Origin of the sequence: Enterobacter dykesii, assembly GCF_008364625.2 — a bacterium.
Taxonomy (GTDB): Bacteria; Pseudomonadota; Gammaproteobacteria; order Enterobacterales; family Enterobacteriaceae; genus Enterobacter; species Enterobacter dykesii.
Genome location: NZ_CP126604.1, coordinates 1,809,918 through 1,822,597, shown reverse-complemented (window position 1 = coordinate 1,822,597; position 12,680 = coordinate 1,809,918). Strand labels below are relative to the sequence as shown.

General features: G+C 54.5%; 14 protein-coding genes and 1 other annotated feature. All 14 genes read right to left on the bottom strand.

What is annotated here, in order from left to right:
- Positions 1-21: 21 nt before the first annotated feature.
- Positions 22-1,464, bottom strand: coding sequence for a protein adenylyltransferase SelO (gene selO, locus F0320_RS08710; RefSeq protein WP_126328316.1), 1,443 nt, complete (start codon positions 1,462-1,464; stop codon positions 22-24).
- 61 nt (positions 1,465-1,525) lie between these two features.
- Complete coding sequence (locus F0320_RS08705) at positions 1,526-2,242, bottom strand: EAL domain-containing protein (RefSeq protein ID WP_047651963.1); 717 nt, start codon at positions 2,240-2,242, stop codon at positions 1,526-1,528.
- Positions 2,243-2,536: 294 nt separating this feature from the next.
- Positions 2,537-3,001, bottom strand: coding sequence for an NlpC/P60 family protein (locus tag F0320_RS08700; protein WP_008500650.1), 465 nt, complete (start codon positions 2,999-3,001; stop codon positions 2,537-2,539).
- 74 nt (positions 3,002-3,075) lie between these two features.
- Complete coding sequence (gene btuD, locus F0320_RS08695) at positions 3,076-3,831, bottom strand: vitamin B12 ABC transporter ATP-binding protein BtuD (protein ID WP_047651962.1); 756 nt, start codon at positions 3,829-3,831, stop codon at positions 3,076-3,078.
- A complete protein-coding gene (locus F0320_RS08690; RefSeq protein ID WP_047061627.1) occupies positions 3,831-4,382 on the bottom strand; it encodes a glutathione peroxidase in 552 nt (183 codons plus the stop codon). Before F0320_RS08690 ends, btuD begins: the two co-directional genes overlap by 1 nt.
- A 34-nt stretch (positions 4,383-4,416) precedes the next feature.
- Positions 4,417-5,397, bottom strand: coding sequence for a vitamin B12 ABC transporter permease BtuC (btuC, locus tag F0320_RS08685; protein WP_126328314.1), 981 nt, complete (start codon positions 5,395-5,397; stop codon positions 4,417-4,419).
- Between the two features lie 103 nt (positions 5,398-5,500).
- Positions 5,501-5,800 (bottom strand): integration host factor subunit alpha, encoded by a 300-nt coding sequence (gene ihfA, locus F0320_RS08680; RefSeq protein WP_003857805.1) that lies wholly within the window; start codon positions 5,798-5,800, stop codon positions 5,501-5,503.
- Positions 5,801-5,804: 4 nt separating this feature from the next.
- Positions 5,805-8,192, bottom strand: coding sequence for a phenylalanine--tRNA ligase subunit beta (gene pheT, locus F0320_RS08675; protein ID WP_126328313.1), 2,388 nt, complete (start codon positions 8,190-8,192; stop codon positions 5,805-5,807).
- Positions 8,193-8,207: 15 nt separating this feature from the next.
- On the bottom strand, positions 8,208-9,191 hold the full coding sequence (gene pheS, locus F0320_RS08670; protein ID WP_047651958.1) for a phenylalanine--tRNA ligase subunit alpha: 984 nt from the start codon (positions 9,189-9,191) through the stop codon (positions 8,208-8,210).
- Between the two features lie 62 nt (positions 9,192-9,253).
- Positions 9,254-9,378 (bottom strand) — a sequence feature (Phe leader region).
- Positions 9,329-9,373: a pheST operon leader peptide PheM gene (gene pheM, locus F0320_RS08665; protein WP_001386830.1), complete on the bottom strand. Its 45-nt coding sequence runs from the start codon at positions 9,371-9,373 to the stop codon at positions 9,329-9,331. Its footprint overlaps the feature before it by 45 nt.
- Before the next feature lie 117 nt (positions 9,379-9,495).
- A complete protein-coding gene (gene rplT, locus F0320_RS08660; protein ID WP_000124850.1) occupies positions 9,496-9,852 on the bottom strand; it encodes a 50S ribosomal protein L20 in 357 nt (118 codons plus the stop codon).
- A 50-nt stretch (positions 9,853-9,902) separates the two neighbouring features.
- The gene (gene rpmI, locus F0320_RS08655; RefSeq protein WP_003030583.1) at positions 9,903-10,100 is read right to left on the bottom strand and encodes a 50S ribosomal protein L35; all 198 of its coding nucleotides are present in this window, start codon (positions 10,098-10,100) and stop codon (positions 9,903-9,905) included.
- Between the two features lie 97 nt (positions 10,101-10,197).
- Complete coding sequence (gene infC, locus F0320_RS08650) at positions 10,198-10,740, bottom strand: translation initiation factor IF-3 (RefSeq protein ID WP_014069901.1); 543 nt, start codon at positions 10,738-10,740, stop codon at positions 10,198-10,200.
- A 3-nt stretch (positions 10,741-10,743) separates the two neighbouring features.
- Positions 10,744-12,672: a threonine--tRNA ligase gene (gene thrS / locus F0320_RS08645; RefSeq protein WP_008500657.1), complete on the bottom strand. Its 1,929-nt coding sequence runs from the start codon at positions 12,670-12,672 to the stop codon at positions 10,744-10,746.
- Positions 12,673-12,680 lie beyond the last annotated feature (8 nt).

Below are 12,680 nucleotides of genomic sequence, written 5' to 3'. Positions count from 1 at the left end.
AGCCGCCTCCCGGCCAAAAGACTAGCTTGAGCAGCTGACCTCCAGCCGCTTGCCCCAGTCAGGCGGGCGGCTGACGTAGTCATCATCCCGGTCTGCAAACGGCGTGCGCAACGCCACATGCAGACGGTGTAGCTCGTCGTATTCACCCTGCTCTGCCTGCTCAATCGCCCGCTGCGCCAGCCAGTTGCGCAACACCATCGCCGGGTTCGTCGCGTTCATCTGCGTCTGGCGAGTGGCGTCGTCCACCAGCTCCTGCTGCAGACGCGCGCGGTAAGTGGCAAACCAGTCGTCAAACGCCTGTCTGTCAATAAACTCGTCGCGCAGCGGCGAGGCCGCACTGTGCTGCTCCGTCTGGCTCAGCATCCGGAAGGTACGGGTATAATCGCTGCCCTCGCGCGCCATCAGGGCAAACAGGCCGTTGAGAATGTCGTTATCGCCCCTCTCCTGCGTCATCAGTCCCAGCTTATTGCGCATCAGCGTGCCGTATTCTCGCAGCAATATGTCCTGATAGCTGTCGAGTGCATCATTCAGGGCATCTACGTCGATGAACGGCGACAGGGTTTGCGCAAGCCGCTGCAGGTTCCACAGGCCAACCGCTGGCTGATTGTCAAAGCTGTAACGTCCCTGATAGTCGGAGTGGTTGCAGATATAGCCAGGCTGATAATCGTCCAGGAAACCAAACGGGCCGTAATCAAAGGTCAACCCGAGGATCGACATGTTGTCCGTATTCATGACGCCATGGGCAAAGCCCACCGTTTGCCAGCGGGCAATCAGGGCTGCGGTTCGGGCAACCACATCCCTGAACCAGATAACGTATTTATCCGCCTCGTCCTGCAAATGCGCCCAGTGGTGACGAATGGCAAAGTCAGCCAGCTGGCGCACCTTTTCCGGCTCGCGACGGTAGTAAAAGTGCTCAAAATGGCCGAAGCGCAGATGGCTTTGCGCGATACGCATCAGCATTGCGCCCTTTTCCACCGTTTCGCGCACAACCGGCGTATCGCTGGTCACGATCGACAGCGCTCGGGTAGTGGGGATCCCCAGGGCATGCATCGCTTCGGAGCCCAGGCATTCACGAATCGTTGAACGCAGAACCGCACGCCCGTCGCCCATTCGCGAATAGGGAGTAAGACCCGCGCCTTTCAGGTGCCAGTCAACCGTCTCCCCGTTGGGAAGCTGTTGTTCGCCGAGCAGGATCCCCCTGCCGTCGCCCAGCTGCCCCGCCCAGACGCCAAACTGATGTCCGCTATAGACCTGAGCCAGAGGTTGCATCCCGGCGAGAAGCGTTTCACCGCCCCAGACGCCAGCGCCTTCTGAACGCTGAAACAGCTCAGGCGGAATGGCCAGCTCTTCTGCCAGCAAATCGTTATGCCAGATAAGGCGTGAATTTTGTAACGGTGTTGGTTTGAGTGCGGTGTAAAAGCCAGGCAACTCGTCATGCCAGTGAGCAGTAAAAGACAGGGTCATAAGTCCTCCTGCTTTTAGTGTAGAGGGTTTACCCGGACTTAAACACGGGCGAAAGCAAGGGTTATCGCTGCTGAACCAGCGATGTAACGTGCTCCGCAGAGACGGCTGGCCAGAGTGCGCCCTGCATGGCGCCAAAATTGAAGGACAACACGCGTTGCAACAGGCCGTGGTCGTCAATGCCCGAGACGATCACTGACTGGCAGTGCGGTGTGATTTGCCAGAGGATTGCGCGCATAAAGGGCTCAAAAGAGAGCTCCGGGGCACGCTGCTGAATGAAGCCTTTGTCGAGAATAACCCGTTTAAATAATCCATCATAGACCGCTTTGAGCGATGCGGCGCCTGCGCCAAAGTTTGCCAGGACCAACGGGAAATGGATTGCCATTCTCGCCAGCTGTAGATCGTCTTTTCCGTTATTTAAACCTGGATAATTCTCATTAACAGTAAACTCAAGAAACGGATAACGCTCAAGGATTGAAACAGCGTTTCCATCACTTAATAAAAATTCAACTATTGCAGGTGTAATATTGATCCATGCAATTAACTGATGCTGAATAAAAAACAGTTTACAGGTATCAAGCAATTGCAGTTTTTCGTTAAACAGCACTAACTCTTCAGCTGCTGAAAGCCGAGGGATAACGAGCTCAGTGGGGATCCGCACATCGCTACCGACGCCAGTAAAGTTAACCAGAACCTCTAAACCTTTAAGCTCCCCGGCGCTATTACGGGCAGGCAGAAGCAGCAGTTCAGACTGGTAAGCATTATCTAGCGTAATAATCATTGCACTCGCTCCGCATTAAAGATGAGAGAGGACATCCTGGAGCAATTGCCGACACAATTCCACTGTCTTGATTTTAATAAGATTAATTTCATTAGTTCCGTATTTATTTTCAGATTTATCCCTGAATCTAAAATAATTTTATCCTGGTTGCTGAATAATAGCCAGTTTTAGATAAAACAGACACATGCAGGATTCGCTAATTTTGGATAAATTTAACTTTAAGCATCTTATTTGAGAAAAAACGGCATGATTTATTAGAGACCATGCCGTCATAAGAGAAGTGTCTGACAAAGACTATATACGTCGTGCCTGCCAGAAATTTTTACGCCAGTAAACGTTATCAAGAGAAGAGCGCATCACGCCGCGGCTTGTCGAGGCGTGAATGAACTGATTGTCTGTATCATATATGCCCACATGAAGACCGCTTTCACCCGAGCCGGTTTTGAAGAAAACCAGGTCCCCGGGCAGAAGATCGTCTTTATCAATTTCAGTGCCTATTTCTGCCTGTTTGCGCGTTTCGCGCGGAAGCTGTAAATCAAACTTGTCGCGGAACGTCATCAGCACGAAGCCGGAGCAATCTACGCCGCCGCGGCTCATGCCTCCGTAGCGATAAGGCGTGCCGCGCCAGTTGCTCAGCTGATCGTTAAGGCTGGCAATGACGGTGATCGAATCTGAAAGCCGTGGGTTAGGCGGCGGCGCACGATGGCTACTGCATCCCGCAAGAAAAAGTGCGGCCATCAGGAGAAACCAGAATCGCATTTTCAGACGAATCCTCTGCTTTTTTTGTTCTTTTCGTAATTTAGCGTGCAATTGTGCTAAGAGGCAAGAAACGGTTACGTCTGCCCGGTAGAAATCAGCATCTTATGTCCCTCAATATCCAGCCTGCGGAACGACATGTTGTACGCGCGTGCAAGATGGGGCGGCGTAAGCACCCGATCCCGGGCACCGCTGGCGATCATCTTTCCCTGCGACAGCAGCCACACCCGGTGGGCATGACGCAGGGTGTGGTTGAGGTCATGACTGCTCATCACCACGGCGATACCTTTTCGGCTCAGGGCGCTTAACAGCGTATCCAGTGCCGCCTGCTGCGCCACGTCCAGACCGCTCATGGGTTCATCGAGAAGCAGCATTCGCCCGTGAGGATTACCTGCCGGGTGGATCTGAAGAATGACGGCCGCCAGGCGCACCCGCTGCCACTCTCCACCTGAAAGCTGGCTGGCATGCCGGGACAGTTTATCTTCCAGCCCCAGGGCCGCGGCCACGTCCGTCAGCAGTGCCGTCTGTTGTTTGTCGTGCAAATGCAGCATCAGATAGTGCCAGACCGGCATCGCAAAAGGCGGCACCTGCTGCTGCACGAGGTAACTGCGCCGATGCGCCAGCGAGACCGGTGACCAGTCGGCAAGCGTATGCTCCAGCAGCGTTATCTGCCCTTCTCCGTCGGTCATGCCTGCCATCCGTGCCAGCAGAGTGCTCTTCCCTGCACCGTTTGGCCCGACAAGATGCAGAATTTCTCCCGCATTGATGGATCCGGTTATCGGCTCCAGACGCCCCTTCTCAGCAACGTCCGTGAGCTGCATCAGCAACGACATTATTTCGCCAGCGCCAGCTTGATAGATTCCATGACGATCGGATCTTCAGGGGTCATATCCGGCGAAAAACGCTGAACGACCTGGCCGTCGCGGCCAATCAGGAATTTTTCAAAATTCCACAGGATATCGTCCGGGTAAAGCGGCGCGCGGCCTTTGCTGGCCATGCGTTCATAAAAACCGCTTCCTTCCGGCGCAACGGCCTTCGGCGCGGCAGCGATCAGCTTCGCATACAGCGGATGGCGGTCTTCACCGTTGACATCGATTTTGCTGAACATCGGGAACGTCACGCCATAGGTGGTGCTGCAGAAGGTTTTAATCTCCTCTTCGCTGCCCGGCTCCTGGCCCAGGAACTGGTTGCACGGGAAGCCCAGCACGGTGAAACCGTCTTTCTCCCAGGCCTTCTGAATGTTCTCCAGCTGCTCGTACTGCGGCGTCAGGCCACACTTGGATGCCACGTTGACGATAAGCAGCACGTTGCCTTTGTAGCCTTCCAGCGTGGTGTTAACGCCATCAATGGTGGTCACTTCAGTATTCAGGATATCTGACTGCATAGCATTCCCTCAGGTTGTCTTACGGCTAGTTGTTTTAACGTCCAGCTTTTAATAGTAGCCAGATAAAGACCGGCGCGCCCAGCGTGGCGGTCACCACGCCGATGGGCAGCTCTGCGGCCGTCAGGGCAAGCCGGGCGATGATGTCGGCCACCAGCAGCGTGACGGCCCCGGCAACCGCCGAGGCCGGAAGCAGGGTTCGATGGTCCGTGAGGCCACACAGGCGCAGCATGTGCGGAATCACCAGCCCGATAAAGCCGATCGCGCCCGCCAGAGCCACGCTGACGCCGACCAGCCAGCCAATGGCTATGACCAGCACATTACGCCAGAACCCAATCGGCATGCCGAGCTGGCGGGCAGAAGTTTCCCCCAGCGCGAGCATATTCAGCGGCTGCGCCTGCAGGGCAGCCCACACGATGACCGGTACCAGCAGCGCCATCAGCCAGCCCTGGTGCCAGTCAACGCCTCCGAAGCCGCCCATCATCCAGTACATCAGCTGACGCAGGTCAAAGGATGTTGAGAAGTAGACCGCCCAGGTCATCAGCGCGCTGCAGATGATCCCTAGCGCCACGCCGGCAAGCAGCAGACGGCTGGTCGATAAGTGCCGTCTGGCGAAACGAAGAAGGATCGCGGTGATTAGCAGCGCGCCGAGGATAGCGCTCAGGCTAATACTCCATCCGGAGAGTTCCCCTCCGCCGAGCATTACCGCCGCAATCAGGCCTACGCCTGCGCCGTTTGACACGCCGAGCAGCCCGGGCTCCGCCAGAGGGTTATCAAACAACGCCTGCATTATGGTACCGCACAGCGCCAGCGCGGCGCCGACCAGAACCACCGCGACGGTGCGCGGTATGCGAATTTGCCAGACGAAGAGCTGCCCGTCCGGCCCCCACCAGCTTTCTGGCCCGATCCATCTGTCGCCCGCGCAGAGGCTCACGCCTGCGGCGACAATGAGCAACAGCACCAGCAAAAACAGGCGACGCTTATCGGAACGGTGCTGGCGATGGGCATAATCAAGCATGGGTACGGTTTTAGTAGCGTGAGATGTAATTGATTTTACGGCGGGTTTGCCGGAGAGCGCAAAGAAAAAAGGCCGCGTGGGCGGCCTTTTTAGTTAGTTCATATTACTCTGCTTTGGGCGTTGCGTTTTCGACACGGCTTTTCAACTTCTGGCCGGGTCTGAAGGTCACCACGCGGCGGGCTGTAATGGGAATATCTTCCCCCGTCTTCGGGTTGCGGCCCGGACGTTGGTTTTTGTCTCGCAAATCAAAATTGCCAAAACCGGAGAGTTTTACCTGCTCACCATTTTCCAGAGCACGACGGATCTCTTCGAAAAACAGCTCTACCAGCTCTTTGGCATCCCGTTTGCTAAGCCCAAGCTTATCAAACAGATATTCTGACATTTCAGCTTTTGTAAGCGCCATAGGTTCAATCCCTCAATGATGCCTGGAATCGCTCTTTTAATGCCTCTACACATTTGGCGACGGTAGCGGCAATCTCCTCTTCTTCGAGTGTACGGCTGGTATCCTGAAGGATAAGGCTAATAGCGAGGCTCTTGAAACCTTCTGCTACGCCCTTGCCGCGGTACACGTCAAATAAGTTTACGCCAACTACCTGATTTACGCCAACTTTCTTACATTCGGCCAAAATATCTGCTGCAGGCACATTTTCCGCGACCACAACCGCGATATCACGGCGGTTTGCCGGGAAGCGGGAGACGTCCTGAGCCTGAGGAATAACGCGGTCAGCCACCGGGTTCCATTCCAGCTCGAACACGATGGTACGGCCGTTCAGGTCCAGCTTACGCTCCAGCTCAGGGTGAACAACCCCAATAAAACCAACGCGTTTGCCGTCTAAATAGATCGCTGCGCTCTGGCCCGGATGCAGAGCCGGGATAGCTTCTGCGCGGAATTCAATTTCAGATAATTTACCGGTCAGATCCAGAATCGCTTCCAGATCGCCCTTCATATCGTAGAAATCAACCGTGCCTTTTGCCAGGTCCCAGTGCTCTTCATAGCGGTTGCCGCTGATGGCGCCAGCCAGCATGAGATCCTGACGGATGCCTAAATTTGCCTGATTATCCGGTACAAAGCGCAAACCGCTTTCGAAAATTCGCACGCGGTTTTGCTGGCGATTCTGGTTATAAACGACAGTGCCCAGCAGGCCCGTCCACAGAGACAGACGCATCGCGGACATTTCGCTGGAGATTGGGCTTGGCAGGATCAGCGCCTCCTGGCCCGGGTGGATCAGCTGCTGCAGCTTTGGATCAACGAAGCTGTAGGTGATCACTTCCTGGTAGCCTTTGTCGTTCAGCATGGTTTTCACGCGCTTCAGGGACAGGTCGGCTTCACGGTGGGCGCCCATCACCAGACCTGCCTGGACAGGCTCGTCAGGGATGTTGTTGTAGCCGTAAACGCGGGCCACTTCTTCCACTAGATCTTCTTCAATTTCCATGTCGAAACGCCATGATGGCGCAACGGCTTTCCACTCGTCCTGGCCTTCGGTAACTTCACAGCCCAGACGTTTCAGGATGTCGGTCACCTGCGCATCGGCAACGTGGTGACCAATCAGGCGATCCAGCTTGCTGCGGCGCAGGGTGATGGTCGCACGCTTCGGCAGCGTTTCTTCGTTGGTGACGTCGATAACCGGGCCCGCTTCACCGCCGCAGATGTCGATCAGCAGGCGGGTCGCACGTTCCATCGCTTTGTACTGCAGCGCCGGGTCAACGCCGCGCTCGTAGCGGTGAGAGGCATCGGTATGCAGGCCGTGACGGCGTGCGCGACCGGTGATGGAGAGCGGGCTGAAGAACGCGCATTCCAGCAGGACGTTTTGCGTCTCGTCGTTGACGCCTGAGTGCTCGCCACCGAAGATACCGCCCATTGCCAGCGCTTTGCTGTGGTCAGCAATCACCAGGGTGTCGGCGTTCAGTTTCGCTTCGCTGCCGTCCAGCAGAACCAGGGTTTCGCCCTCTTTCGCCATGCGCACAACGATGCCGCCGTCGATACGGTCTTTATCGAACGCGTGCATTGGCTGGCCCAGCTCCAGCAGAACGTAGTTGGTCACGTCAACCACGGCGTCGATAGAGCGAATACCGCAGCGGCGCAGCTTCTCTTTCATCCACAGCGGGGTTGGCGCTTTCACGTTGATGCCTTTCACCACGCGACCGAGGTAGCGCGGGCAAGCATCCGCAGCGTCAACCTGAATAGGCAGCACGTCACCGATGGTCGCTTCAACCGGCGCAATGTCCGGCGCGTTCAGTTCGGTCTGGTTCAGCACGGCCACGTCGCGCGCCACGCCGATGATCCCTAAGCAGTCGGCACGGTTTGGCGTGACGCTGATTTCAATGGTGTTGTCATCAAGCTTCAGGTATTCACGGATATCGGTGCCGACTGGCGCATCCAGCGGCAGCTCAATGATGCCGTTGTGATCGTCGGAAATACCCAGCTCGGAGAAGGAGCACAGCATGCCTTCAGACGGCTCGCCGCGCAGCTTAGCCGCTTTAATTTTGAAATCGCCCGGCAGCACTGCACCGACGGTCGCCACGGCCACCTTCAGGCCCTGACGGCAGTTTGGCGCACCGCAGACGATATCCAGCAGACGGTCACCGCCCACGTTTACTTTTGTTACGCGCAGTTTGTCAGCGTTAGGGTGCTGGCCGCACTCGACCACTTCACCGACGACCACGCCGTTGAAAGCACCGGAAACCGGCTCAACGCCGTCGACTTCCAGACCTGCCATGGTGATCTGGTTAGAAAGCGCGTCGCTGTCCAGCGTGGTGTTCACCCACTCGCGTAACCACAGTTCACTGAATTTCATTGTTCTGTCCTGCCCTTATTTAAACTGTTTGAGGAAACGCAGATCGTTTTCGAAGAATGCACGTAAGTCGGTCACGCCGTAGCGCAGCATGGTCAGACGCTCCATGCCCATGCCGAAAGCAAAGCCGGAGTAAACTTCCGGATCGATACCCACGTTGCGCAGCACGTTTGGATGCACCATGCCGCAGCCCAGCACTTCCAGCCATTTGCCGTTTTTACCCATCACATCAACTTCCGCAGACGGTTCGGTGAACGGGAAGTAGGACGGGCGGAAACGAACCTGCAGATCTTCCTCAAAGAAGTTGTTCAGGAAATCGTGCAGCGTGCCCTTCAGGTTGGTGAAGCTGATGTTTTTATCAACAATCAGACCTTCCATCTGGTGGAACATTGGGGTGTGGGTCTGATCGTAGTCGTTACGATAGACGCGGCCCGGCGCGATAATACGGATTGGCGGCGCCTGCTCCTTCATGGTACGGATCTGAACGCCGGAGGTCTGAGTACGCAGCAGACGCGTAGCGTCGAACCAGAAAGTGTCGTGGTCAGCGCGTGCCGGATGATGGCCAGGAATGTTCAGGGCGTCGAAGTTATGGTAATCATCTTCGATTTCCGGGCCAGTCGCCACGGTAAAGCCGAGCTCACCGAAGAAACTTTCAATGCGATCGATGGTGCGGGTAACCGGGTGCAGACCACCGTTTTCGATACGGCGACCCGGCAGAGAAACGTCGATCGTCTCTGCGGCCAGACGCGCATTCAGCACCGCGCTTTCCAGCTCGGCTTTGCGCGCGTTCAGCGCCTGCTGTACCTGCTCTTTGGCTTCGTTAATCACCGCACCCGCTGCCGGGCGTTCTTCTGGCGGCAGCTCACGCAGGGTTGTCATCTGAAGGGTCAGGTGCCCTTTCTTCCCAAGATATTCGACGCGGACATTGTCTAACGCGGCAACATCTGAGGCCTGATTAATGGCGGCTGTTGCACTGGCAACCAGCTCTGCGAGATGTGACATGATTTTCCTCATTATGTCGGTGCAGACACCGATTTGGTGGAGTTATTCTCTCAAATTCAGGCACAAAAAAAGCCTCCATCGGGAGGCTTATCTGGCGCTGTTTTTCGTTTCATCTTTCACGCGCTAGCCTCCTGAAATCAGGTGCTAAAGTAAAAGAAGAAGCGGAAAATAGCAGCATTCATGCTTGCGTTACCTTGTCTGGTAAAAACCGTTAAGACCTTATTGAAAAGCCTGGACGGATAAATGTCAATCTTCTGATGGTGTTAAATGAAAAGAGGGAGCAAAGCCCCCTCTCTCAACTGGCTTATGCCAGTGCTGCTTTCGCTTTTTCGACCAGAGCGGTGAACGCTACTTTGTCGAATACTGCGATGTCAGCCAGGATCTTACGGTCGATTTCAACAGAGGCTTTTTTCAGGCCGTTGATGAATTTGCTGTAAGAAATACCGTTCTGACGTGCTGCTGCGTTGATACGCGCAATCCACAGTTGACGGAACTGACGCTTACGCTGACGACGGTCACGGTAAGCGTACTGACCTGCTTTGATAACAGCCTGGAAAGCAACGCGGTATACGCGTGAACGCGCACCGTAGTAGCCTTTAGCTTGTTTCAAAATTTTCTTGTGACGTGCACGTGCAATTACACCACGTTTTACGCGAGCCATGTGTGCTCTCCTGTATCTATATTCTTAGTAAAAAATTAAACGTTAACGGCTTATGCGTACGGCAGGCACGCGATAACCAGACCCAGATCGCCTTTAGAAACGAGGCCTTTTGGACGCAGGTGACGTTTACGCTTAGTAGATTTTTTGGTCAGAATATGACGCAGGTTTGCGTGCTTACGCTTAAATCCACCACCACCGGTTTTTTTGAAGCGCTTAGCAGCACCGCGTACGGTCTTAATTTTTGGCATCTTAATAACTTCCACTTCGCATTGTTAAATAAACGAAACATAGGCGAACAAAACCTATGAAACCCGAAGGCTCCACAGATTTTGCTGCTTGAAGGCCTTACTGTTTCTTCTTAGGAGCGAGCACCATGATCATCTGGCGGCCTTCGATCTTCGTAGGGAAGGATTCGACTACTGCCAGTTCACTCAGATCGTCACGGACGCGGTTAAGCACTTCCATACCAATCTGTTGGTGGGCCATCTCACGACCGCGGAAACGCAGTGTGATCTTGGCCTTATCGCCATCTTCCAGAAAGCGAATCAGGCTGCGGAGTTTTACCTGATAATCGCCATCGTCGGTACCAGGACGGAATTTGATTTCCTTAACCTGGATAACTTTTTGCTTCTTCTTCTGTTCCTTAGAAGACTTACTCTTTTCATAAAGGAACTTGCCGTAGTCCATGATACGACAAACTGGCGGTTCGGCGTTAGGGCTGATTTCAACTAAATCTACTCCAGCTTCTTCAGCTTTTTCGATCGCTTCTCTCAGACTCACAATCCCCAGTGGTTCACCTTCAAGATCTGTTAAGCGAACTTCCTGGGCGCGAATCTCGCCATTGATACGATTCGGACGTGCCGTTTGAACTCGTTTTCCGCCTTTAATACCTTATTCCTCCAGTTGTTGAAGACTGCGGCTGCGAATCTCTTGTTGCAGCTTCTCAATCACTTCACTTACGTCCAGGCTGCCCAGGTCTTTACCACGGCGGGTGCGAACGGCAACTTTGCCTGCTTCCACCTCTTTATCACCACAGACCAACATATACGGGACACGACGTAAAGTGTGCTCGCGGATTTTAAAGCCAATCTTCTCATTTCTCAAGTCTGCTTTTACGCGAATGCCCGCATTTTGTAGTTTCTGCGTCAATTCTTTAACGTAATCCGCCTGAGAATCGGTAATGTTCATCACCACGACCTGCACTGGCGCAAGCCAGGTTGGGAAGAAGCCGGCGAACTCTTCGGTCAGGATGCCGATGAAGCGCTCCAGAGAACCGAGAATTGCACGGTGAATCATTACCGGTACCTGACGCTCGTTGTCTTCGCCAACATAAGAGGCGCTTAAACGCTGCGGCAGGGAGAAGTCCAGCTGTACAGTACCGCACTGCCATGCGCGATCGAGGCAGTCATACAGGGTAAATTCAATTTTCGGACCGTAGAATGCGCCCTCGCCCAGCTGGTATTCGAACGGAATGCCGTTCTCTTCCAGCGCCACGGCGAGATCCGCTTCTGCGCGATCCCATGTCTCATCGCTACCGATACGTTTTTCCGGACGCGTTGAGAGTTTGACCACGATCTTCTCGAAGCCAAAGGTGCTGTACATATCGTAGACCATACGAATACAGGCGTTAACTTCGTCACGGACCTGATCTTCAGTACAGAAAATATGCGCATCATCCTGCGTAAAGCCACGAACACGCATCAGACCGTGCAGCGCACCTGATGGTTCGTTACGGTGGCAGCTACCGAACTCCGCCATACGCAGCGGCAGGTCACGGTAGGATTTCAGACCCTGGTTGAAGATCTGAACGTGGCCCGGGCAGTTCATTGGCTTGATGCAGTATTCACGGTTCTCAGACGAGGTGGTGAACATCGCATCTTTGTAGTTGTCCCAGTGGCCGGTTTTTTCCCACAGCACACGGTCCATCATGAACGGGCCTTTCACTTCCTGATACTGGTACTCTTTCAGCTTGGAGCGTACGAAAGTTTCCAGTTCACGGAAGATGGTCCAGCCGTCGTTATGCCAGAACACCATGCCCGGCGCTTCTTCCTGCATGTGGTACAGGTCAAGCTGCTTACCGATTTTACGGTGGTCACGCTTCGCCGCCTCTTCCAGGCGCAGCAGGTATGCGTTCAGGGCTTTTTTATCAGCCCACGCGGTACCATAGATACGCTGCAACATCTTGTTGTTGCTGTCGCCACGCCAGTAGGCGCCTGCGATCTTCATCAGCTTAAAGTGATGACAGAAACGCATGTTCGGCACGTGCGGTCCACGGCACATGTCGACGTATTCTTCGTGATGGTACAAGCCAGGCTTGTCATCATGCGAAATGTTTTCGTCAAGAATAGAGACCTTGTAGCTCTCGCCGCGCTTCACGAAGGTTTCACGCGCTTCGTGCCAGCTGACTTTCTTCTTGATGACGTCATAGTTTGTTTCGGCGAGCTCGTGCATGCGTTTTTCGAGCGCGTCGATATCTTCCTGAGTCAGGGTGTGGTCAAGGTCAACGTCGTAGTAGAAACCGTTATCGATAACCGGACCGATCGCCATTTTGGTGTTTGGCCACAGCTGTTTGATGGCATGGCCTAACAGGTGCGCGCAGGAGTGACGAATGATCTCCAGACCTTCTTCGTCTTTTGCGGTGATGATTGCAAGCGTCGCATCGTTTTCGATCAGATCGGAGGCGTCCACCAACTCACCGTTAACGCGGCCAGCGATAGTCGCTTTCGCGAGGCCAGGACCAATGTCCAGGGCAACATCCATTGGGCTAACAGCACGGTCGAAATGGCGTTGGCTGCCATCAGGAAGAGTAATTACAGGCATTTTATATC

Excerpts from the sequence above, each read along its gene's own strand:
- selO (WP_126328316.1), bottom strand. The coding sequence starts at position 1,464 with ATGACCCTGTCTTTTACTGCTCACTGGCATGACGAGTTGCCTGGCTTT.
- F0320_RS08705 (WP_047651963.1), bottom strand. The coding sequence starts at position 2,242 with ATGATTATTACGCTAGATAATGCTTACCAGTCTGAACTGCTGCTTCTG.
- F0320_RS08700 (WP_008500650.1), bottom strand. The coding sequence starts at position 3,001 with ATGCGATTCTGGTTTCTCCTGATGGCCGCACTTTTTCTTGCGGGATGC.
- btuD (WP_047651962.1), bottom strand. The coding sequence starts at position 3,831 with ATGTCGTTGCTGATGCAGCTCACGGACGTTGCTGAGAAGGGGCGTCTG.
- F0320_RS08690 (WP_047061627.1), bottom strand. The coding sequence starts at position 4,382 with ATGCAGTCAGATATCCTGAATACTGAAGTGACCACCATTGATGGCGTT.
- btuC (WP_126328314.1), bottom strand. The coding sequence starts at position 5,397 with ATGCTTGATTATGCCCATCGCCAGCACCGTTCCGATAAGCGTCGCCTG.
- ihfA (WP_003857805.1), bottom strand. The coding sequence starts at position 5,800 with ATGGCGCTTACAAAAGCTGAAATGTCAGAATATCTGTTTGATAAGCTT.
- pheT (WP_126328313.1), bottom strand. The coding sequence starts at position 8,192 with ATGAAATTCAGTGAACTGTGGTTACGCGAGTGGGTGAACACCACGCTG.
- pheS (WP_047651958.1), bottom strand. The coding sequence starts at position 9,191 with ATGTCACATCTCGCAGAGCTGGTTGCCAGTGCAACAGCCGCCATTAAT.
- rplT (WP_000124850.1), bottom strand. The coding sequence starts at position 9,852 with ATGGCTCGCGTAAAACGTGGTGTAATTGCACGTGCACGTCACAAGAAA.
- rpmI (WP_003030583.1), bottom strand. The coding sequence starts at position 10,100 with ATGCCAAAAATTAAGACCGTACGCGGTGCTGCTAAGCGCTTCAAAAAA.
- thrS (WP_008500657.1), bottom strand. The coding sequence starts at position 12,672 with ATGCCTGTAATTACTCTTCCTGATGGCAGCCAACGCCATTTCGACCGT.